Origin of the sequence: Chryseobacterium pennipullorum (assembly GCF_003384725.1) — a bacterium.
In the GTDB taxonomy this organism is placed as follows: domain Bacteria; phylum Bacteroidota; class Bacteroidia; order Flavobacteriales; family Weeksellaceae; genus Chryseobacterium; species Chryseobacterium pennipullorum.
In genome coordinates this window covers 57,594-80,893 of record NZ_QNVV01000017.1, presented here as the reverse complement: position 1 = coordinate 80,893, position 23,300 = coordinate 57,594, and the positions used below count along the sequence as shown (strand labels likewise).

Annotated in this window: 17 protein-coding genes; 13 read left to right on the top strand and 4 right to left on the bottom strand. The window is 40.1% G+C overall.

The window, feature by feature from the left end:
- Window positions 1–22 precede the first annotated feature (22 nt).
- Complete coding sequence (locus DRF67_RS16650; protein WP_115929461.1) at window positions 23–730, top strand: DUF421 domain-containing protein; 708 nt, start codon at window positions 23–25, stop codon at window positions 728–730.
- Window positions 731–737: 7 nt separating this feature from the next.
- On the opposite strand, the gene DRF67_RS16645 is transcribed toward DRF67_RS16650, so the two are convergent.
- Complete coding sequence (locus DRF67_RS16645; RefSeq protein WP_228435838.1) at window positions 738–1,943, bottom strand: CynX/NimT family MFS transporter; 1,206 nt, start codon at window positions 1,941–1,943, stop codon at window positions 738–740.
- 77 nt (window positions 1,944–2,020) lie between these two features.
- Here DRF67_RS16645 and DRF67_RS16640 point away from each other — a divergent pair, with 77 nt between their 5' ends.
- The 12 genes from DRF67_RS16640 (at window position 2,021) to DRF67_RS16585 (ending at window position 18,818) form a co-directional block, all read left to right on the top strand.
- Window positions 2,021–2,803 (top strand): helix-turn-helix domain-containing protein, encoded by a 783-nt coding sequence (locus tag DRF67_RS16640; protein ID WP_115929429.1) that lies wholly within the window; start codon window positions 2,021–2,023, stop codon window positions 2,801–2,803.
- Window positions 2,804–3,519: 716 nt separating this feature from the next.
- The gene (locus DRF67_RS16635; protein WP_115929428.1) at window positions 3,520–4,128 is read left to right on the top strand and encodes a hypothetical protein; all 609 of its coding nucleotides are present in this window, start codon (window positions 3,520–3,522) and stop codon (window positions 4,126–4,128) included.
- 74 nt (window positions 4,129–4,202) lie between these two features.
- The gene (locus DRF67_RS16630; RefSeq protein ID WP_115929427.1) at window positions 4,203–5,807 is read left to right on the top strand and encodes a Na+/H+ antiporter; all 1,605 of its coding nucleotides are present in this window, start codon (window positions 4,203–4,205) and stop codon (window positions 5,805–5,807) included.
- Between the two features lie 95 nt (window positions 5,808–5,902).
- Window positions 5,903–7,078: an MFS transporter gene (locus DRF67_RS16625; RefSeq protein WP_115929426.1), complete on the top strand. Its 1,176-nt coding sequence runs from the start codon at window positions 5,903–5,905 to the stop codon at window positions 7,076–7,078.
- An 11-nt stretch (window positions 7,079–7,089) separates the two neighbouring features.
- A complete protein-coding gene (locus DRF67_RS16620; RefSeq protein WP_115929425.1) occupies window positions 7,090–7,845 on the top strand; it encodes a siderophore-interacting protein in 756 nt (251 codons plus the stop codon).
- Between the two features lie 66 nt (window positions 7,846–7,911).
- Entirely contained in the window at window positions 7,912–8,481 is a 570-nt protein-coding gene (locus tag DRF67_RS16615) for a Crp/Fnr family transcriptional regulator (protein WP_115929424.1), read from the top strand.
- 75 nt (window positions 8,482–8,556) lie between these two features.
- Window positions 8,557–9,231 carry a hypothetical protein gene (locus tag DRF67_RS16610; RefSeq protein WP_115929423.1) on the top strand — a complete coding sequence of 225 codons (675 nt, stop codon included), beginning with the start codon at window positions 8,557–8,559 and terminating at the stop codon, window positions 9,229–9,231.
- Window positions 9,232–9,350: 119 nt separating this feature from the next.
- Window positions 9,351–9,680 (top strand): hypothetical protein, encoded by a 330-nt coding sequence (locus DRF67_RS16605; RefSeq protein ID WP_115929422.1) that lies wholly within the window; start codon window positions 9,351–9,353, stop codon window positions 9,678–9,680.
- A gap of 283 nt (window positions 9,681–9,963) precedes the next feature.
- Window positions 9,964–14,301, top strand: coding sequence for a CusA/CzcA family heavy metal efflux RND transporter (locus DRF67_RS16600; RefSeq protein WP_115929421.1), 4,338 nt, complete (start codon window positions 9,964–9,966; stop codon window positions 14,299–14,301).
- A 7-nt stretch (window positions 14,302–14,308) separates the two neighbouring features.
- Window positions 14,309–15,460, top strand: coding sequence for an efflux RND transporter periplasmic adaptor subunit (locus DRF67_RS16595; RefSeq protein WP_115929420.1), 1,152 nt, complete (start codon window positions 14,309–14,311; stop codon window positions 15,458–15,460).
- Between the two features lie 263 nt (window positions 15,461–15,723).
- Window positions 15,724–17,532, top strand: coding sequence for a hypothetical protein (locus tag DRF67_RS16590; protein ID WP_115929419.1), 1,809 nt, complete (start codon window positions 15,724–15,726; stop codon window positions 17,530–17,532).
- A 341-nt stretch (window positions 17,533–17,873) separates the two neighbouring features.
- Entirely contained in the window at window positions 17,874–18,818 is a 945-nt protein-coding gene (locus tag DRF67_RS16585; protein ID WP_115929418.1) for an aldo/keto reductase, read from the top strand.
- Between the two features lie 109 nt (window positions 18,819–18,927).
- On the opposite strand, the gene DRF67_RS16580 is transcribed toward DRF67_RS16585, so the two are convergent.
- The 3 genes from DRF67_RS16580 to DRF67_RS16570 form a co-directional block, all read right to left on the bottom strand.
- Window positions 18,928–20,775 (bottom strand): chloride channel protein, encoded by a 1,848-nt coding sequence (locus DRF67_RS16580; RefSeq protein ID WP_115929417.1) that lies wholly within the window; start codon window positions 20,773–20,775, stop codon window positions 18,928–18,930.
- A gap of 337 nt (window positions 20,776–21,112) precedes the next feature.
- The gene (locus tag DRF67_RS16575) at window positions 21,113–21,841 is read right to left on the bottom strand and encodes a hypothetical protein (RefSeq protein WP_123912768.1); all 729 of its coding nucleotides are present in this window, start codon (window positions 21,839–21,841) and stop codon (window positions 21,113–21,115) included.
- A gap of 52 nt (window positions 21,842–21,893) precedes the next feature.
- Window positions 21,894–22,622, bottom strand: a complete 729-nt coding sequence (locus DRF67_RS16570; protein ID WP_115929415.1) for a hypothetical protein — start codon at window positions 22,620–22,622, stop codon at window positions 21,894–21,896.
- Window positions 22,623–23,300: the final 678 nt, after the last annotated feature.

The following is a 23,300-nucleotide window of genomic DNA, read 5'->3' as shown; positions in this document are numbered from 1 at the left end:
TTCTACCCATAAAATAATTTGTATGCTTTCAGTTTTTCTTATACACCTTGACTGGAAAGAATTATTAATGGGACACGAAGAATGGTCTTTTATTTTAGAAATTATTCTTCGGACTATGATTATGTTCCTTGCTATTATCATCGGATTAAGGATTCTTGGAAAAAGAGGTGTTAAGCAGCTTTCTATTTTTGAACTGGTTGTCATTATCGGTCTCGGTTCTGCTGCCGGTGATCCCATGTTTAATAAAGATGTAGGAATCATCTCTTCTCTTATGGTTTTTGTGGTAATCATTCTCCTTTATTCCATAGTTACATTTTTTATTGGGAAAAGTAAGCGTTTTGAGAAACTTGTAGAGGGAAAATCAATCTGTCTGATAAGAGACGGAGAGTTTTCCATTAACAATTTTCAAAAAGAAAATCTGGGAAGTGACGAATTTTTTGCAGAGCTTAGACTAAAAGGGGTTTCCCAGCTTGGGCAGGTGGAAATGGCCATTGAAGAAAGCTCCGGTGAGATCAGTGTATTTTTTTTCGAAAATCAATCAGTGAAGTATGGTCTTCCCATCATGCCGGATTCATTGGATCATCCCCTGAAAAACCTGAACAAAGAAGGTCATTATTCCTGTACATTCTGTGGTCACACGGAACATAAAAAAGCTGGAACTGCCGGTAAATGTCCGGACTGTGGTAAGGAGGAGTGGGTAGCATCCAGCAACAAAAAACGGGTGACCTAAGAAAAGGCTAGTCTTCTACATGCTTATTTCTTGCCGCTTTCATTCCAAAATAAAACATCAGCAGCACCGCAGTGCTGAGAAAATAAAAAGAAGCATTCCAGGAAATATCCCAGTCATGAAGTTTTCCGAAAACCGGCGGTCCGAATGCAGCAATCAGATAACCTACTGACTGTGCCATGCCGGAAATTTTTACCGCATTGATGCTGCTTTTGGTTCTTGTGGAAAAAAACAAAATAGACAAGGAGAAAGATAGACCATTCGCAATTCCTATGATGACAGCATTAAGATAAATCAGCTCCGATTTTAATACCACAAACATCAGGGTACTCACCAGCATCAGGGTGCAGACCAATACAATCATCCCTTTCTGGTCTTTCATTTTGCTGGCAATGATCGGACAGCAGAACGTTACCGGGATCATGGTGATCTGAATGACAAAAAGTACCCAGCCTGAACTTTCCCCCTGCATATGGTAATCTGCAAGGAAGGAAGGCAGCCACGCAACGAGGCAGTAATAAAACAAAGACTGAAGCCCCATAAAAATGCTGATGTTCCATGCCTGGGCAGACCTGAACATATTAAAGCCTGATGTGCTTAATGCAACTTTTACCTGATCCCGGTTTTTTCTGTTGAATAGGAGTTCTGTTACTAAAACAAGGAACCCTAAGGCTGCAATCACCAGCCAAATTCCAAGTGAACCACGCCATCCGAATCCGGTCCACTCTCCAATCCGTACACTGAAACCCGATGCCAGTGCTGCGGTAAGATTCATTGACACAGCAAAAATTCCCGTCATGAGGCCGATCTGTTTTGGAAAATTATTTTTAACGTATCCGGGGGTCACCACATTACCAATGCAGATTCCGAGGCCAATAAACAGGGAGCCCAGAAAAAGCCCCGAAAGGGTTCCTGTAATACGGAGAAACAGCCCAAAGCTTAAAATGATCAAAGAGTAGAGTAAAAGTTTACTGATGCCGAACTTGCTGGAAAATCTGCTGACCATTACCGAACAGATGGCAAACATAAAAAGAGGAATTGACGTCAGCATACTTACTTGAAAATTATCCAGCTTCAATGCATCTCTTACTTCATTCAGTACCGGGGCCACAGCCACAATAGGAGATCGTAGGTTACTCGAAATAAGTACCACCACCAGAACGTTGATGGCAAGCAGGAAATAGGAAGCATTCTTTCTTACTTCATTCTTCATCATAGGAAAAAACTTTTGTGCAAAATTAAGACAGTATTTTTGTTTAATTTTGCCAAAGTTTTAACCTAAAACGACAACAGATGAATGCCAATGATAGTATACAGATAGATGCACTGCAAAAACCCTATTTTGTTTGGTTCGAAGAAAACTGGGTTCATGATGATGTTCTTCATCACCATAATAAAGGACAATTGGTCTATGTGGAAAGTGGGTTTCAGTATATTACCATTGAGGAGCGAATTTATCTTCTTCCCCAGAATCATGCGGTATGGATTCCTCCCAATGCCATTCACAAAACAAATTCACATTCCGAAAAGATTAAGCTGATGATCATGTTTGCAGACTGTGATAAAAAGGATGCCTTCTATAATGACGTCAATGTGTTTTCGGTTCCTCCGGTTCTAAGGGAAATGATAAAATATGCCGAAAGATGGTCTAAGCTCATGACAAAGGATCCGGATGAAACAGTATTTCTTAAAGCCCTTTTTAATGAGTTGCCTCATTTTGTAAAGCTTTCACTGAAACTCCATCTTTGTCTTCCTAAAGATAAGCGTCTGGATAAAGCTATTGAATACATTCATCACCATTACCGGAACGAAATCAAAATAGATGATCTTGGGGGGACGGCGTCGCTATCTGCAAGAACCCTTGAACGTATTTTCAAAAAAGAAACAGGACTTACGATTAGCAAATACCAACAGATGCTGCGGATTATAAAAAGTCTCGAACTGCTCAGCTCGGATACCCTAACGGTATCAGAAATAGCGTATGAGGTAGGGTACAGGAGTGTACAGGCCTACACCAGAAGCTTTGGGTCTGTTATGCACTGCAGGCCTACTGATTTTATAAAGAAGATGAAATAGATTTTAGCTCAACCTTTATCAAAATTTTTTATCCCATATAGAAAGTATTGAGGGTTCAAATAAAAAAAGCGGAAGATTTTCAGAAGAACCGATGCGAGACTTCGTATTTTCTACAATCGGTTGGAAATAATAAAAGTTGACTTATTGCTGATTCAGTAGTATAGTATTCCTTTACAGACGGGTATTCAAAAAATTAATAGCAATATATATTTCCCATTTTATACTTTTTTCATATTATAAGTAATATTTCCATTATGGGATCATTGCAAACAAAAAGGCCCCCAAGAGTGGAGACCTTAAAAAAACACAAATGATGAAAAAAAATTATTTCGATTCACAAATATAAGGAAATTTTGTGTTATGCAAAGCATCATATGAGTCTTTTTTTTAAAAATTATTTATTTTAATTAAAAATAGCTATTCGGTAACTGAAACCTGTTTTTTTTAATATTTCGAAATTCATTATGTGGTACCTGAACGAATATTCAACCTCGTTAAAACAACTTCCTTTTTCTAATAAATTTTGGCTAAAAGCCAAATAGATGGTATATGATATCGTTGAACAGGCTCAGGCCTATCCCCATTGAATTTGTATTTATCAGTTCATTGTCCTAACAAGTACCCTTTACAGTCATTGACTTCTCAAAACTTTCATTGTGACTACACTCATAAAATAAGTTATGATATTTTCCTTAATTTGTTAGAAAACAGGCAAAATGAAACCTAAACAAATTAAAGGCGTTCCCGAACAAAAATCCGGTGGTTTTCATGATACTGAAAGCAAAAAAGAATTTGAGAAGGCATTGGTTCCTCTTAAATTTGAAATACTGAAGAAAAGGTTATTCTCTGTCAATATATGGGAAAGCTATTCCGGAAAAGGTTTTGCCATATTTAAGCTGTATGATTCTGAAGCTATGCCTGTTGACCGCGAGGTGCAGAAAGGGGATTTTGTCAGAATCAATATTCCGGGACCCGGAGAACCGTCAGCTGGCGGCTATGATTGGGTAGAAGTGACAGACATCTGTTATTATCAGGATGCTGCTTCTGAGACCATCCTGATCATCTGCAGACCTTCCAGAGATCCTCAGAAGAATGGGAATAAACATATTGCCCATTTTTACAGTTCAAAAGCTACCTCCACATTTATGATCCAAAGAAATGCTACGCACATCATAGCAGCGGTCTATGGACGAAATGAATCTCCTAACTTCAATGCAAGAATTATTGATGTGATCAGGAATCTGATCATCGCAGCAGGAGGAATGATGGGCGTTGCTAAAATCCAGTGGAAGCGGCTTGCAGATGGCTTTTTAGATTTTGATTAATGGCCGGTCGATTTTGACATAGATCATAGTTCTGCTACCATCGTCAGTCTAATTTCGCGGCTTACTAAAAAGCTATGGCAGAACTTGAAAAAATAATCTGGATATCCATTATTTTACTCATCATAATTTCGGTAAAAGACCGGATAAAACCGGCTCTTCCTATTGTCCTGGTTTCATCCGGATTGGTTTTGAGCCTTACCGGCATCATTCCTCCCATTGACATGAGTCCGGAAATAATCTTTTATGCGGTCCTTCCGCCCATATTGTTTGATGCAGCGTGGAATACTTCAATCCCTGATTTTAAAAAAGAACTTCCTGTTATCTCAGTTTTGGCAATAGGTCTGGTTTTTCTTACAACTACTATTGTTGCTGTTATTGTCCACTTTATCATTCCAGGGTTTACCTGGCCTCTCTCGTTCGTTCTCGGAGCTATTATATCCCCACCGGATGCCGTGGCAGCAACAGGCATTACGAAAAATTTTTCGCTGCCACAAAGACTTACAACCATTCTGGAAGGAGAAAGCCTCCTGAATGATGCTTCAGCCCTTATCGCCTATAAATGCGCCGTGATAGCCATTGTAAGTGGAATGTTTTCATTTTGGGATGCAGGAGTACAGTTTATAGGGATCAGTTTGGGGGGGATACTGATTGGTGTTGGTATGGGGGCTGTATTCTTAAAAATACACCGGTACTTTAACGGGCATTCCAATGCTGAAACATTTGCCGTTATCCTGCTTCCTTTTGCAGCATACAGCCTTGCAGAACACCTAGGTTGCTCCGGTGTATTGACCGTGGTGGTATTGGGGATGCTTCTGTCGTGGAATTCATTCACTTTATTCAGCGCAGGAAGCAGAATACAGATGAGCCACTTCTGGGAGGTGATTATCTTTATTCTGAACGGACTCATCTTTCTTATTCTGGGAATGCAGTTACCCACAGTCATTTCAAAGATCCCTTATAGGGAACTGCCTGTTCTCATCCTGCACGGCTTTTTCCTGTTTGCCGTGTTGGTGGTCATTAGATTTGCTGTGCTGGCTCTGTTTCCGGTTTTTTCCCACTACACACTCAAAAAAAAGAATACAACTGTTAGGCCGTCAAAGAAAGATTTTATTATTCTTTCATGGTCTGGGATGAGGGGAGTAGTATCATTGGCAGCTGCGCTGGCACTGCCAGTAACAGATGCTTCGGGAGCAGCTATAGGACAGAGGAATACGATCTTATTTTTGTCTTTTGTTGTCATTATTTTCACGCTGGTTATTCAGGGATTAACCCTTCCGAAACTTATCAGCAGGATCAAACCGGTTCCTTCTGACAAAAAAGAGGCAAGAGAACTTGATATTCTGCTTCTACAGAAGTCCATTTTCTTTTTAAAAAAAGATCAGTACGCTCATATCATGACAGAGAATGCCACTAAGACTATGATCGAAAAACTGACACGGGAAGAAATGCAGCTTCTTAATACTGTAGAGGAAAACCCGGACTCACAACAAACGGAATGGAAAAAGAAATATTTTGATCTTGAATTGCAACTTGTAGAGTATCAGAGAAAAGAGCTCATGAGAAGCTATCACAAAGGAGAATTTTCTTTAGAAACAGTCCGTAAAAAAGAATGGGAACTTGATTTCTGGACAGCAACCGTTTGCCATGAGATGGATTCCTTACAGGAACAGATCCGGTAAAGAGACACCTGACATATTCATTTTTTGATCTAAATCAAAGTTTGATATGGGTTGTTGAAAGACATTTGCAGTCAAATATTTATACAACAGAATTTATGAATACAACATTGGAAAAAGGACAGTCCATGAATTTTTATCAGGCTGTTACCCCTATTATTATTTCGGTATTTGGTGTTTATCTTACCATTGGCATTGCATTAGGTGTGTTACCCAGGTTTGTGCAGGACAATTTAGGGTTTGACAGTCTTATGGTAGGGCTTGTTATCGGATTACAGTCACTGGCTACATTGGTTACCCGCGCCTATTCGGGGAAAATAACAGATACCAAAGGGGCAAAAAAAAGCAAAACGTCCGGTGTAGTACTTGCCGTTATAGCAGGCATTATCTACGTATCGGCTGTACTGTTTCAGGTTAATCCTTCTTTGGCTATTGCCTTTCTGTTGCTGGCCAGAGTCATTCACGGCATAGGCGAAAGCTTTCTGATAACAGGGGCATTAACGTGGGGCATAGGCCTTGCAGGACACTCCAATTCCGGAAAAGTAATGACATGGAACGGGATTGCGATGTATGCAGGCATTGCTGTAGGTGCACCATTAAGTATATGGCTCAGCAAAGGGTATGGCGATCTTATGGTATTAATGATGATGATCCTGCTTCCACTGATAAGCTGGATGGCTACCATAAGGCTGCCAGCTGTAACGGTAGACAAAGATCATATCAGAACTCCTTTTTATAAAGTGATTGGTGTGATATCCGGACAGGGCCTTAGTCTGGCATTTGCGTCCATGGCCTTTGGGTGTATCGCTTCTTTTATTGCTTTACTTTTTTCGGCTAACAATTGGGGTGACGCCTCCATGGCATTTATGGTCTTCGGACTTTGCTATGTCCTTACGAGGATATTCTTTGCCTCTTTTCCAGACCGGTATGGAGGCTTCATGATAGCCTTCATTTCCTTGATTATTGAAGTCATAGGGCAGGTATTGATCTGGACTTCTGTCTCCAAAACAATGGCTGTCATCGGTTGTGGACTGACCGGAGTTGGATTCTCACTGGTTTTTCCTGCTTTGGGAGTTCTTGCTATTCGAAAGGTAAAACCGCAAATGAGAGGAACGGCATTAGGTGCTTATGTAGCTTTTGTAGACCTTTCCCTGGGACTCGCGGGACCTATAGCAGGATTAGTGGCCGGATGGCTGGATTATCAGGCTGTGTATTTATTCGGCGGGATCAGCTGTATTCTTTCAATAGTTATTTTACTAGGTAACAAAAAATAAATATAATATATATGATAGAAGATTCGGGAAAAACGAATAAGATACGTTCCGTATTTACGGTTAAGAATAAAAAATATCTCACGCCGCATCTGATCCGCGTAGTTTTTGAGATTGATAAAAGTCAGTCCAAGCTTTTGGCAAATGTCCGGTCCGGCTCAAACAACAAGATCTTAATTCCATCAGCAGAACGAGAGGGAAATTGTCTGTTAAGAACCTACACTAACCGTAAAATCGATTTGGAAAATGGTGAGTTGAGCATTGATTTTGTTGCACATGGCGATGAAGGACCTGCCTCGTGGTGGGCATTACAGGCGAAAGAAGGAGATCAGCTGGAAATAGGAATGAAAGAAAGCTCCAGATCCCTGATTCCTGATGCCGATTTCTATCTGCTGGCAGGAGATGCGACCGCCTTACCGGTAATCAGTGCGATTGTCGAACAGTTTCCTTCCTATGTAACAGCAAAGGTTATCCTGGAGGTCCCGGGTAAAGAAGATGAACTTGTCCTTTGTTCTGCCGCTGATATTTCTGTGCAATGGCTTCATAACCCTCATCCGCAAAAAGGCAGCGAGCTGGTAACGACGGTAAAATCCGTTGCAATCCCCTCAGATATACAGAAAAAATATATTTATATCGCTGCGGAATATACTTCGGTACGGGAACTCCGGGATTATTTCAGAACAATACTGAACTGGGATCCACAGGGGCTGTATGCTTGTTCTTACTGGAAAGCGGGACAATCTGAAAGTGAACGACCGAAGGGAACATAAAATCAATCAAAAAAGTAAGCGGGTAGGGCTTTTATTACTACATTTGCTTACCACTGATTTCAATACATGGAAGAACTTTTAGTTTCATATATCAAAAGCAAAATATCGGTAACAGATGAAGAAATGGGAACCATTATTTCCTATTTCAGGCCCATGAAGTTAAAAAAGAATGAACTGCTCCTTACCAATGGACAGTCCAGCCAGAGAACATTTTTTGTAGGATCTGGCTGTCTCAGGATATTCTTTATTAATGAGGACGGCCAAGATTCCACACGGTATTTTGCTTTTGAAAATCAGTTTGCCACAGCGCTGGTCAGTTTCATTACTGCAGAACCTTCTGAAGAATTTATTCAGGCTGTAGAGGATTCCGAAGTGTATTATATTACCCATAAAAATTTTTACCATCTGCTGGACCTTATTCCACAATGGGAAAAATTTTACAGAATGTATCTTGAAATGGCTTATGTAACAAATACCAGAAGGCTGATGTCTTTCCTGGTTCAGGATGCCCTGGAAAAATACCGTCAATTACTGGACGAAAATCCGATTATTGTACGACGGCTCTCAAACAAAATGGTTGCTTCGTATCTCAATATATCCCAGGAGACGCTCAGCAGGCTCAAATCGAAACTCTAATATTCTCTTTTTGATCCAGATCAATGGTTTTAAACGCTGTAATTTTCCAAATTTGCAGGTACAGTTAGATACATAATGAATACCCCTCAAACTTCGGTTCCGACTATTTTTACGGGAATTGTTATCCTAAAAGATAAAATTGCAGCAAACACTTACCACTTGAAAATTCAAAGTCAGAATTTTTCAATATTTCACGATATTACCGGTCTGGCAGTGTACCTGTACCTGTCTGATCCATATTATGATTCCGCAGCCCGCCGGCATCATGCCTATGTCTGGGATTATGATCCTGTTTACCATATTGCCGATTTTGCCATCACTATTTTTTCAGACGATACCCTGAAAGACTGGACACAAAGAATTCAGGAAGGGGATACGGTATTTTTCATTCCCTCATTGCTTGAAGGATCTCCTGATATTACCGGCGACCATTATTTCCTTATCGGTACTGCAGCATCACTTCCTCTCTTATACCAGATTTACAGAGCTTTACCGGTGGTGAAAAGGGTGACCAGTGTTATTTATGCGGAAGATAAAGAGAACATTTTCTCTGACCTTGATCACAGCTTCCCATTGAACTTTTTTTGTACAAGGCCTTTAAATCCACAAGTTATGCAGGAATATATTCAGAAATACTTTCCGAAAAATACAGGCCATACGGTAAGTTGTATTGCTATTGATGATGATACAGATGAGCTGCTCTATAAGTATATACAAGAACATATTAATCGGGAGATCAGGAAGATGTAGATGATGACCTTTCCGTCCTGTAAAATTCTTGAAAATTTAATACTGACAGTCTTTTCAAAGAAAATTTTAGCCCTATATTTGCGGTCATGTTAAAATGGTTTTCCATAGTATGTTCCATTATGTATTTATTTGCCACTACCAATACGGCGGAAGTGCTTAAAGTACCTATGTTTGTACAGCATTATATGGAGTACCACGGAAGCCTGTCAGAATTTGTGATGGAACATTACGACAATCACAAAGAAGATTCAGATTGGGATACCGATCAGAAGCTGCCGTTTATCAATCCACCCATTGTACTCACTGTACATGCTCAACTTCCGGAGCTTACCTTTGAGATTAAAAAACCAAAAGAAATTGCGGTTCCAAGAAAAAAAAGCATGTATCTGGAAAAGGATTTTTCCCATCTTTATCTTTCCCGGATTTTCCAGCCTCCCCGGCTATCCTGAGCGATTTAATTTTTTAAAATTAATGCTTGCCGTATCGTGTAAGCAGCTATTCTTATTACCATCAACAAATCCGTAATATCCACGTCGGTGTATCGCATTATGACCTTCAAGGTGTTGTAGCAAACCTATTTTCATAATAAGGTAAACGCTTTTTTAGGATCATACCATAATCTCAGTAAAATTCCAGGATGTCTAAAAAATATTTTGTGTCTTTTGTGATTTGAAGGATAAGGGTTATACTGTATGGATAGGATGTTCCGGGTGATCAACTAATTATTTTTTCATGTTAAATAAAATTATTGAGTTTTCTGTAAAGAATAAGCTCATCATTGCTCTGTTTACAGGGGCTCTCATTCTTTTTGGAATATATGAAACCACAAAACTTCCCATAGACGCTCAGCCTGATATTACCAACAATCAGGTTCAGGTCATCACCACAGCTCCTTCCTATGGAGCAGCAGACATTGAACGGCTGGTTACTTTTCCGATTGAGCAGGCTACCAGTAACATCAGCGGTATTACGGAACTCCGGAGCCTTTCCAGGTTTGGGCTATCATTGGTCACGATAGTCTTCGATGATAAAACCGATGTATACTGGGCGCGACAACAGGTTCAGGAACGCCTGCAGCTTGTACAGGAAAATATTCCTGAAGGAATCGGGAAGCCTGAACTGGGGCCTATCTCTACCGGCTTGGGAGAAATTTTTCAATATGTGGTCAGAGCTAAAAAAGGCTATGAAAATGTTTATGACGAAACGGAGCTCAGAACCATTCAGGACTGGGTAGTCAGACGTCAACTTCTGGGAACCAAAGGGGTTGCTGATGTCAGCAGTTTCGGAGGGAAATTGAAACAGTACGAGATTGCCATTAATCCTAATCAACTTCAGGCATTTGATATCAACATTAATGATGTTTTTGCTTCTCTGGAAAAAAATAACCAGAACACTGGAGGGGCTTATATAGAAAAGAAAGAAACGGTTCTTTTTATCAGGAGTGAAGGCCTTTTGGGAAGCACGGAAGATATTGGAAATATCCAGGTATCCAATACACCTGAAGGAATACCGGTTCATATCAAAGATGTAGCCTCTGTAAAAATTGGGTATGCCACAAGGTACGGAGCTATGACCTATAATGATACGGGTGAAGTATCCGGAGCCATTGTATTGATGCTTAAAGGAGAAAATGCCAACAAGGTCATTGCGAATATCAAACAGCGGTTGGAGAAAATTCAGGAATCCTTACCTGAAGGTGTAGTGATAGAGCCGTTTCTTGACCGTGCTAAAATGGTAAATAATACCATCAGTACGGTTAAAACAAATCTTATGGAAGGTGCCCTGATCGTTGTTTTTATCCTGGTCCTGTTTCTTGGAAATTTCAGAGCCGGATTATTGGTGGCTTCTGTTATTCCACTATCGATGCTGTTTGCGGTTATCATGATGAATATCTTTGGAGTGGGAGGTAATCTGATGAGCCTTGGAGCCCTCGATTTCGGGCTTATTGTAGATGGCGCCGTCATTATCGTTGAGGCAGTGCTTCATCAGCTCGCTCATAAAAAACATTTCGGAAAAGACGGCATGCTCAGCAAAAACGAAATGGATGAACAGGTTTCAGGTTCAGCCACCAAAATGGTGAACAGTGCCGTTTTCGGACAGATTATTATCCTGATTGTATATCTGCCGATATTTACACTGCAGGGGATTGAGGGAAAAATGTTCAAGCCTATGGCTCAGACGGTAGCTTTTGCTCTTATCGGAGCCTTTTTACTTTCCCTTACTTACATTCCGATGATGAGTGCTCTCGTTTTAAGCAGAAAGAAAAAGCAAAAGGAAAATATTTCTGACAAGGTGATGGCCAAAGTGGAAACAGGGCATCAGAAATTGTTAATAAAAGCGCTTATGTTCAGGAAAATCATCCTCCTTGGGGTCTTTATCCTTTTCGCCGGTGCTGTATTTATCCTGTCACGGATGGGAGGTGAATTCATTCCCTCATTGGAAGAAGGAGATTTCGCTGTAGAAATGAGAATCCTGCAGGGGAGCAATATTAATGAAACCAAAAAAGTAACCACCCAGGCGGCCAATATCCTTTTAAAGAAATTTCCGGAAATAGAAAAGGTGGTGGCGAAGATCGGAAGCGCCGAAATCCCAACGGAACCCATGCCTATGGATGCAGGGGATATGATTATTGTTTTAAAACCTAAAAAGGAATGGACCTCTGCAAAATCATTTCCCGAACTCTCTGAAAAGATGAGCAAGGCAGTAGGTGTTATTCCTGGACTCACGACCAGCTTTCAATTTCCGGTACAGATGCGTTTCAACGAGCTGATGACCGGAGCGAGACAGGATGTCGTCTGCAAAATATACGGAGAAGATCTTGACAGCCTTACCAGCTATGCCAAAAAGCTCGGAAGTGTTATCAATACAGTGAAAGGAGCTCAGGATCTGTACATAGAGCCTGTTGTAGGTGCTCCGCAGGTTGTCATTGATTATAACCGTGCAGAACTTTCCCGGTACAATATTTCCGTTTCGGAAATCAACAGGGTGGTTAATATGGCTTTCGCCGGTCAGACTGCCGGCGCATTGTATGAGGGCGAAAAGAAGTTTGACATTGTGGTCCGGATGAATAATGATTATAAAAAAGACCTCTCAACAATCCGGAATGTATTGGTTCCCACCGCTTCAGGGGAACAGATTCCTTTATCACAGCTGGCAAAAGTGGAACTTAGAAACAGTCCGAACCAGATACAGAGAGAGGATACCAAAAGAAGAATTATTGTAGGGTTCAATATCAGAGGACGGGATGTACAGACTATTGTAGAAGAAGTTCAGGAAAAGGTTGGGAAAAAACTCAAATTTTCGCCAGGATACACAATTTCTTACGGTGGAACCTTTGAAAATTTAAATGAGGCCAAAGCCAGGCTTGGAATAGCTGTTCCCATCTCTTTGGTGATGATCTTCCTCTTACTATTCTTTGCCTTCGGTTCTGTAAAGCACAGCTTGCTGATCTATACGGCAATTCCTCTATCAGCGATAGGCGGGATTTACTTTCTTGCATTAAGGGGCATGCCTTTCAGTATCAGTGCAGGAGTTGGATTTATTGCTTTGTTTGGTGTCGCTGTTCTTAATGGAATTGTTTTAATATCAGAATTTAACCGATTGAAGAGCAATGGGATAACCAATGTCAGCAGAATTGTCCTTACCGGTACCAGAATCAGGCTTCGTCCTGTTCTGATGACAGCGTTTGTAGCTTCTCTGGGTTTCCTGCCAATGGCATTAAGCAGCGGGGCGGGAGCGGAGGTACAGAGGCCTCTGGCTACAGTGGTGATCGGCGGGCTGATGCTTGCCACACTTTTAACCTTATTTGTCCTGCCAATTCTCTACGTCTTATTTGAACATATTAACAAGAATAAAATGAAATTTCCTAAAAAAATAAACTATAAAAAGCTATCTGTAGTCTTGCTTCTGATTTCTTTTGGAAGCTTTCAGGCGCAGGAACCTATTACCTATGAGCAGGCCCTGGAAAAAGCCTTTCAGCAAAACGGAACCCTGAAAAATTCAAGATTGATTTCGGAATACCAGCAACAACTAAAAGGCAGCTACCTTGATATCCCTCAGCTGGAAGTTTCCGGAGCATTGGGACAGATTCAGGGTGAAGAAACCGATAATTCATTGGTAATATCCCAGAAGTTCAGCTTTCCGACCGTTTACTCCAAGAGAAAACAGATGCTGGATGCGCAGTGGATGTCCGGTGTTATCAGCCAAAGACTTACCAAGGCTCAGCTTACCAAGGAAGTCACTGATGTTTTTTACAGAATATTAGTGCTTCAGGAGAAGAAGAAAGTACTGGAATACATTACCGGTTTATATACCATCTTTGCCGATAAAGCAGGATTGAGACTGAGAAAAGGTGAAGCCAATATTCTGGAAGAATCTACAGCAGAAATCCAGAAGGAACAGGTGAAAATCCAGATGGATACTCTTGAAAATGACCTCAATATTGCCATTCTACAACTCCAGCTTCTGCTTCAGTCCGATGTTCCTTATCATCCTGTGGCAGAAAAATCAACCTTGGACATCCGTCTGAAAATGACTGAAGATATGATCAGTCAACATCCGGAACTGCAGTATTTGCAGCAGCAAATCAAAGTAGGTGAAGCCGAGGAACAGCTGGAAAAAAGCAAACTTCTTCCTGATTTGATGGTGGGCTATACGAATCAAAGCATGAAGAACATCAATAACAATCGTTTTAATTCTGTGCAGGTGGGTGTTGGAATCCCGTTATTTACCAAAGGGCAGCGTGCGATCGCAAAAGCTGCAAAGGCAAAAATCAGCATCTCCGAAAATGAATTCCACAGGAAAGAAATTGAGCTAAAAAACAGATTGCGCCAACAACTGAATAATTTGGTAAACCAGCAGAAGATTATTGAAAATTACGAGCAGAAACAGCTTCCCAAGTCCGAGATCATTCTGAAAACAGCGCAAAAGCAAATGGATGCCGGTGAGATAAACTATCTGGATTGGGTAATCCTGGTCAATCAGGCCGTTAAAATAAAAGCTGATTATATTGATCAGTTGGAAAAACTCAATCAAACAGGTGCAGAACTTAATTTTTTAATTTCAAAATAACAGCGACATGCCACTAAGAAAAATATCAATATACAGCCTTGGTCTCGCAGCAGTTTTATCATCCTGTTCAGGAAAAAAAGAACAGGAAAAAACGGTGTACGAAAACACAAAATTTGCAGGTCAGCATGATAATACAGTACACCTGTCTGATCAGCAGCTCCAATCAGTAGGCATTACGTTGACCTCGATACAGGACAGGAAAATGGAAAAACAGATCATCCTCAACGGAAAAGCTGAGATTGCTCCTTCCTACCTCAGTTCGGTTTCCAGCATTATGGGCGGTCATATCAAATCTATTAATATCATTAATGGCAGCCATTTCACCAAGGGGCAGATTCTTGCTGTTGTCGAAGATCCACAGTTTATACAGCTTCAACAGGATTATCTGGTGACCAGGGCACAGCAGGAAGCAGCACGCCTGAATCTGGACAGGCAGAAAGATCTTAATATAAGTAAGGCAAGCAGTGACAAAACCATGCAAACCGCTCAGGCAGATTATTCCATGCTGAACGCCACCTTAAAAGGCCTTGAAGAAAAACTGAAAATTATCGGAATCAATGCTAAAGGTTTACATACCGGAAATATCAGAAGCAAAATTAATATTCATGCACCGTTTACAGGATTTGTAAGCAAAATCTTGGTGAATAACGGGCAATATATCAATCCTGCAGATACTTTATTTGAATTGATCAATCCTGCAGGGTTGCTTTTGGAACTGAAGGTTTTTGAAAATGATTTCAATGATGTAAAAATAGGCCAGCAAATTGCCGTGTACAGCAATCAGAATCCTGAAGTGAAGGCTGCTGCCAGCATTGTAAGTGTGGTGCCCGCTATTGAAAACGGAGGTTCTGCCACTGCGGTAGCGAAACTTGCATCTTCACATTCTGAGTTTGTAAAAGGAATGTATATTAATGCTGAAGTGAATGTCAGCAACCGGTATACCCAGGGACTTCCCAATGAATCTATAGTTTCTTTTGAAAACAAAAATTATGTTTTTGAGGATCTCGGGCAGTCAAATTATAAAATGGTTCCGGTGACCACAGGAATTACTGACAGTCAGTTTACAGAAATTCTGAAAGCAGACATCCTGAAGCATAAAAAGATAGTCTGCAAAGGAGCTTACAGTCTGTTGATGATGCTTAAAAATAAGGCTGAGTAGGAATTTCCACCAAAAAAATAAATTCAGGCTGTCTTACCATTATTTACAATGGGGACAGCCTTTGACTATTATAAAAGGTACGTATGAGATCAAATTCTGGTTGACTGTTTTCAGGGCTTCGGTTTGAAATTAAATGACATTTGACATGTTTTCCATATTGCAAGTGTTATTTAATGCATAGTTAATTTTAAAATGATATATTTAGGAAGTGAATCGTTGTAAAGGAATTTTTAGTGTATTAATGAAGAACTTTTATTGAAAATATGACAAAAAAAACCTTACACAATTTCCATATTCCGGTAATGGGCCTGTCTTATACCATAGACAGCCCGATCCGTGTCGCACAATATGGAATTTCTTCCGTAATCTCTATTATTGATGACGAAATCCTGGAGAAAATGAAAAACTTTTACAATCAAAAGTTTAACCTGGATTATCTGGGAATTTCGACAAAAACAGAAGATTACAGGGCAAAGAGAATTACCGCCTATCTGGATATGGTGGATGATATCGTGAATGAAAAATTTAAAGCTTTCAAGCATGAAATAAGCAAGAACAAAGAGGCTTTGAAAGATTTTATCGCGATGCTGCCTAATACTTCAGATGTAAAAAGCGGTCTTCAGAGTATCATCAGCCAAAGCGAGGGCTGGGGGACGCAAATCAAAAACTATATTGAAACGAATCTTAAGCCGGGTAGTATTGACGTCAACATTATGACGAAGGTGGATAAAGATAATTATAAAAACAATCAGCAGCTGCCGGTGATGTATAATGATGCCCATGCATCGCTCCGTGGGTTTGCCATGAGTAAATTATCTTCATCTATGGTTCTTTCTGCCGGGATGAACCCACGTCTGTACAGCTATATGGAAGAGTTTGAAGATTTTTTTCCGGATCAGCACGGTATTTTGAAGAAGAAAATTATTCTAAAGGTAAGTGATTTCCGTTCTGCAATGATCCAGGGAAACTTTCTTGCTAAAAAAGGCTTGTGGGTTTCGGAATACAGGATAGAATCGGGTCTTAACTGTGGCGGGCATGCATTTGCCACTGAAGGGATGCTTCTGGGACCGATCATGGAAGAATTTAGGCAGAAAAAAAACGAGCTGATACAGTCGGCACACGCACTAATGGTTAACGCCCTGGAACAAAAAGGTAAACCTGTTGTTTCAGAGCCTTTAGAGATGAAAATTACCGTACAGGGTGGAGTAGGCACTTCAGAGGAGCATGAGTTTCTGCTTGCTCAGTATCAGGTAGACAGCGTAGGCTGGGGCTCTCCCTTTTTACTGGTTCCTGAAGCCACCTCTGTAGATGCAGAAACCCGGAATCTGCTTGTAAAAGCCAAAAAAAAAGATTTTTACCTGAGCAATATCTCTCCACTTGGTGTACCCTTCAATACCGTAAAAGGAACTTCAAATGAAAAACTGAAATACGAAAAAGAAGCCCGTGGCAAATACGGAAGCTCATGCCCCAAAAAGCTGCTGGCCCTGAGTAAAGAATTTTCACCTGAAGGAACATGCACGGCTTCTAAAAAATATCAGGATATCAAACTGAAGGAACTGGAAAACAGAAAGGAAGCTCTGAGTAAAGAAGAATTTGACAAAGAAAGAACCGGTATTACAGACAAGGCCTGTCTGTGCGTAGGACTTGTCAATGCGGCATACATAGAACAGAATATCGAAATAAAAGGAGAAAAACAAGGGGTTGTCATATGTCCGGGGCCCAATATTGCTTTCTTTGATAAAGAGGTTTCACTATCTGAAATGATGCAGCACATTTACGGAAATGCCAATATCCTTTCCGGTATCCCGCGCCCGAATATGTTTATCAACGAGCTTAAGATGTATATTGATTACTTGAAAAAAGAAGTGACTGATGCGTCTATACAGGTTAGCCATGCCCAAACCAAAAAATGGAATTCTTTTAGAAAAAATATGCTCGAAGGAATAGCTTATTATCGGGACCTGTTCGGGACCTCATTATTCTTCAGAAATAGATTGTCAGAGATCAACCATCAGCTACAAACCTATACACTGGAACTTACAGCCATTGAAATTCCTCAGGCTGCTAAGTAATAGTATTTTTTAATTGATAGATTATAAGACCAGCCTTTAACCGAAGGCTGGTCTTTGTTTTTATCGGCCGGTACTGAGGTTATTTAAAGTTTGATGTAAGGGTTGGTGCCCCTTTGTGGAAGACAAAATGTTTGTTCTATTCACATTAATTTTTTTGCCCAATTAATCTGCTTTGGCAGTTGATCGTTTTACTCAGCGTAACCATTATATATATTATTTAGAAAATAGTGAGAAAAACATCAGCATTTCCATTTATTATACCTATAACATGAATGGTCATTTTGAATTCTTTTTGACCCTAATATTTCTTACCTTAGAGGTCATTTAGTAAATTTATTTTTATGGAAAAAAGAATGATCAAAAATACGGATCTGGCCATTGCACCTGTTAACTTTGGAGGAAATGTTTTTGGATGGACGCTGGACGAGAAACAGTCATTTGATATATTGGATCGCTTTACAGAAGCAGGGTTTAATTTTATAGATACTGCTGATACGTATTCATGGTGGGTTAACGGCAAAGGCGGACAATCTGAAGAGATTATCGGAAGATGGATGAAAAACCGCGGTAATCGTAAGGATATTGTATTGGCGACCAAAGTAGGTTCAGAAACAAAAGAACATGGTTTTGATATCAGTAAAAGACATATCTTACAATCTGTGGATGAGTCTCTGCAAAGGCTTCAGACCGATCATATCGACCTTTATTATACGCATTTTGATGATCATACTACCCCGGTAGAAGAAACTCTGTCTGCGTATGATGAATTGATCAAAGCCGGGAAAGTCCGTTATATTGCGGCTTCCAACCTTTCACCTGAACGTCTGAAAGCCTCGTTTGAAGCTGCGGAAAAACATAATCTTCCAAAATATGTAGCCTTACAGCCTCACTACAACCTTATGGAGAGAGAAGGTTTTGAAAACAATTATGCGCCTTTGGCAGAACAGTTTGATCTGAGTGTCTTTCCTTACTGGTCACTGGCTGCAGGATTTTTAACAGGTAAATATCGTGAGGAAGCAGATCTGGTGAAAAGCGCAAGAGGTGAAGGGGTAAGAAAATATTTGAATCCAAAAGGGATAGAGGTGTTAAAGGCCCTGGATCAGGTGGGAGAGAAGCATCAATCTCCACAAAGCACAGTTGCGCTGGCATGGCTGTTGGCCAATCCGCTGGTGACCGCCCCGATTGTCAGCGCAACAAGTACCTCACAGCTCGAAACACTGTTCAATGCCCCGAAGCTTGTTTTGGATCAGGAAGATCTGGATTTGCTTAACCAAGCAAGCCGGTAAAGTTTCTTTTATTGTATACCAGAACATACCATAAAAAGACAATCCGTTCAATGATTGAACGGATTGTCTTTTTTGTTTTTAAACCTTATGGAACAGGGGTGTTCTATGATTAATCAGAATATTCCTTCAGCAGCTGTCTGTAGCTCATCAGAATGGAAGATTTAGAAATAAATCCGATAAAATCATTGTGGTCGCTCACTACGGGAAGGTTCCATACTCCTGTATCATCAAAAACCTGAAGGATTTCCAAAGGCTTATTGTTGCGATAAATGACGGCGGGAGGTGCTTTCATCACCTGGGTGACCGTTTGCGAAGAATCAATTTCTTTATTGAAAAGATAGGGTCTTATATCGTCTAAGGTGAGAACCCCTTTTAGTTTACGGCTGTCATCCACAACCGCAAAAATATTTTTAGTCCCGTTTTTTACCAGTTCAAATAATTCTGTAATAGAAGCGTTTTCACTAATGGTCTGTGAATACGGATCGATGAAATCCTCGGTCCTTAACGCAAAAAGAAGGTTTTTATCATGCTTATTAGTGAATATCTTTCCTGCATCAGCCAGAGATTTCAGTTCCGGTGAAATAGGAGAGAACCATTTGGCAATAAGGTAAGACACTACAGAAACTATCATAAGCGGGATAAACAGGTCATATCCAAAACTGGATTCAGCGATCAGAAATATGGCTGTAAGCGGCGCATATAGTACGCCACTCATGGCTCCGGCCATCCCCACAAGAACGAGGTTAGTTACCGGAACATTGGTAAATCCGATATGTTGACAGATCAAAGCAAATAAATAGCCCAGGGTTCCTCCGGCAAAAAGCGAAGGAGCAAAATTTCCTCCATTTCCACCACTGAAGATGGTAAAAGAGGTAGCAAATGCTTTTAGGAGCAATACCAAAACTAAAAATATAATAACCGTCCAGTCTCCGATTTCAAAATACCTGAAAAAACTGTTTTCGATAATAGAATATGTATTTCCGTTAGTCAGTGCCTTTACCGTTTCATATCCTTCACCAAACAAAGGAGGAAAGAGCACACACAGAAGAGATAAAACAGCTCCTCCAAACATGGCTTTACGCATTTTTGAAAGCCGAAGTCCTTTGATAAAGTGTTCCACCTTTTGAGAAATAATCACAAAATACCGGGCGTATACTCCTGTTACAATTCCAAGGATAAGATAATAAGGAAGATTTTTATAATTAAATGGTTCTCTGGTATAAAACCTGAACAGAATGTCTTCCTGAAGCAGTACCCTGGATAGGAGACTTCCACATACTGCAGCCACCACCAATGGAATAAAATCGGTAAATACCACACCGGTCAGCAGAATCTCAAAAGCGAACATAATCCCGGCAATAGGAGCGTTAAAGGCAGACGCAATTCCGGCAGTGGCACCGGCGGCAAGCAGTAAAGTACGTTCTTTATAGCTGAGGCGGTACGTCTGGGCATAATTGGAACCAATGGCTGCTCCCGTTACGGCTATAGGACTTTCTAATCCTGCGGAACCTCCCAATCCCACAGTAATGGCACTCTGTATCACCTGAGAATACATCTTCACAGAGGCTACAATACTTGAGTTCTGGGCAATTTCGTAGAGAATAGCACCAATTCCTTTACGGTCCTGACCTTTAAACAATGTAAGAACAATGAGGGTAGTGAGTACAATTCCTAAAAAAGGAAAAACAATATAGAAGAGGATCTGATATTCAAAGTGTACCTTATTGGTAATAAAATAATGGATGTCGTGAACAAGAGTTTTCAGAATAACGCCTGCAAGACCGGCAGTACAGCCCACCAGAATTCCGGAAAGCACCAGAAACTGATTTCTGCTCAGCCTGTTATTCAGCCAGTGCAGAATGAGCTCATAGCTGCGTGCTTTTTCCAGTCCGTATTTCTGGAAATCTCTTTTAAATTTAAGGAAGCTCAGGTATTTTTTTTTGTTGTGAATTTTCACTGTAGAAACATTTAATGCTGCTCCGGAATCAGTACAGCTGTGTAAATTTAAGAAATATCTTTATAAATAATTGATGTTTAAGACCCTTAAATTGATTTTGTTATAGAGTAATGTTTTGTATAGCAGTATTTTAGAGCCGTTAAATATTTTTTTAAAAATCTGCCTTATAAGAGAATGTTATGGTAGGTTATAATAATTGGGGCGCTAGGGAAGGACCTCACCATGAAATGTATATTCCGGAATCCGAACGATAAAAAGGCTCATTGATTTATTAGTGAATAAGTATATTAAAAATGCCGGAACAAAAATTCCGGCATTTAATTTATTTTTAGAAAACCTATAATCTGAATACAGTAATAGTATAAGATTTGGCAATATTTCCATTATTGGTAATCGTATAGGTATTGGCACCGGTCTTTGCGAGGGTATAGTCAAATTGTGTTCCATTCCCTCCATCCGCACAACCGGTTACGTTAACAAATTTAACACCCCAGTTTACTGATGATCCAGCTGCACCGGGAGAAGTGGTTACAACTCCCACTTTATCCCTTGCTACCGAACTCTGATACCCTAATGACATATCAGAATAGATATAGGTGGAAATCATTGTTCTTCCACATGCATTAGTTGCGCGGATGATAAACATTCCGGCAGGAATATTAATGGCCGCTGGTATGGTTACTGTACCGCTGGCTCCGGCAGCTATACTGGTGCTGGTTGTGGAATAGCTGTATTTCGCTGAAACCACATCTCCGGTTATCGCATCTCTTACAATGATATTATGATCTGCAGGTGTTTGATCGAGTAAATTCCGGATGCTGAGAGGCTGGTTATTGGCTTCTATGTCAAGTTTTCTCTGGGGATTTGTTTTTCCAATTCCCACATTTCCGGCCGTAGTGGTTATAAAGTCATTTAGCTGTTGTGCTGCTGTAGGCGTACCGGACACTGGATTGTCTTTGCCTGCATCTACATGAAATACCCCCTGAACATTGGTCGTGTTAACCCCCATTTGGGCATGGCCCACTGTAAACAGAAATCCAAAGACTATAAAAAATAATTTCTTCATAATGTAATTTTTTTGATCAGTCATTATCACAATGATTTTTTATCATCAGTAATTACAGACGGAAAATCGTTAAGAAATAAGTTCGCGCCACGTTTCCGTTATTCACGATCAGATAACTACTCGCTGTTGGTTTGGAGACCGTATAATCGAACTGGGTGCCATTTCCTGTACTACAAGCAGCTACTGACGGAAATTTAACGGTCCATACGCCAGAACCGCTTCCGCCACCTGGAATAGGTCCAATGGTGGAAGTTCCCACGACATTACCTGCAATCGCTGTAGCATACCCCAGTGAAATATCAGAATAAATAAAATTCGTAATCATATTAACCCCACACGTGTTATTGGACTTTATCACCAGCATTCCATTGGGAATAGCAGCCGTAGCGGGGATCGTTACAGTACCATTGGCTCCGGGTTGAATAGTAATACTAGTGGTATAGACATATCTTGTGGCTACCACATCACCATTCAGGTTGTTAATCGTCATAAATTCCTGGTCATTAGATATCTGCTGAGGAAGATTGGTAATTCTCAAACTGGTGTTATTGGCGTCAATCTCAAGTTTCTTTTGAGGATTTGCAGTTCCAATTCCAACGTTTCCTGCCGAGGTAACAACAAAATCATTCAGCTGCTGTGCTGCAGTAGGAGCACCGGATGCCGCATTATCTTTGGCCCCATCAACATGGAGTACAGCCTGAGGGTTAGTAGTATTGATACCAACTTGTGCATAGCTTAATGCAGAAATTAGAATACAAAAGATCGAAATTCGTTTTTTCATAATGTTTTATTTAGTGGAAATTTTTTAGTTTGTGTTTAGTCAGAACCCGCCACTGAGACAGTTCATACGTTATGCATCTCAACATTATCCATGCCAAGATGTAAGGAATCTATAAGGTCTTTCCGAAAATATAGGAAATAGTTCTATCGAAACATATCCCGAGGTTGGGACAGCGTGTTCATTTTTTTTCATTGTGTAATTTTAATGCAAATCTATTGATTTATTGAAATTTAACCAAATTATTTAAGAAAAATTATTATTTTTTACGTAAAATAGAAATATGATATACTGATTTTAACTTATAACGCATATGTGTTTTGTAATTCTAAATCATAATGGAATATGTGTAGTAAAGTGATCGGACAATAGCTTAAATCTTGTATTAAGTTGTATTTTGATGTTGACCAAAACGTGAGACACGCTGCTTCCTTTATGATCTCTTCAATGTGAATGAAATGGGAGTAAAATCTTCTAAAAAAAATCTAAAGCCGGCTCAGAAGGGTGAATTGGCGAAAGATATACAAAATTGCTGATTGATATTTTTACAATCCAGTGTTTATGGTGGCTCTGCACTGAAGGGCTGATATTTTTTAAAGAATTGATTTAAAAATTAATCATTTTCTATATTTTAATAAGTATTTTTTGTATAATTTACTCATGTCAAATAAATGGCAATGT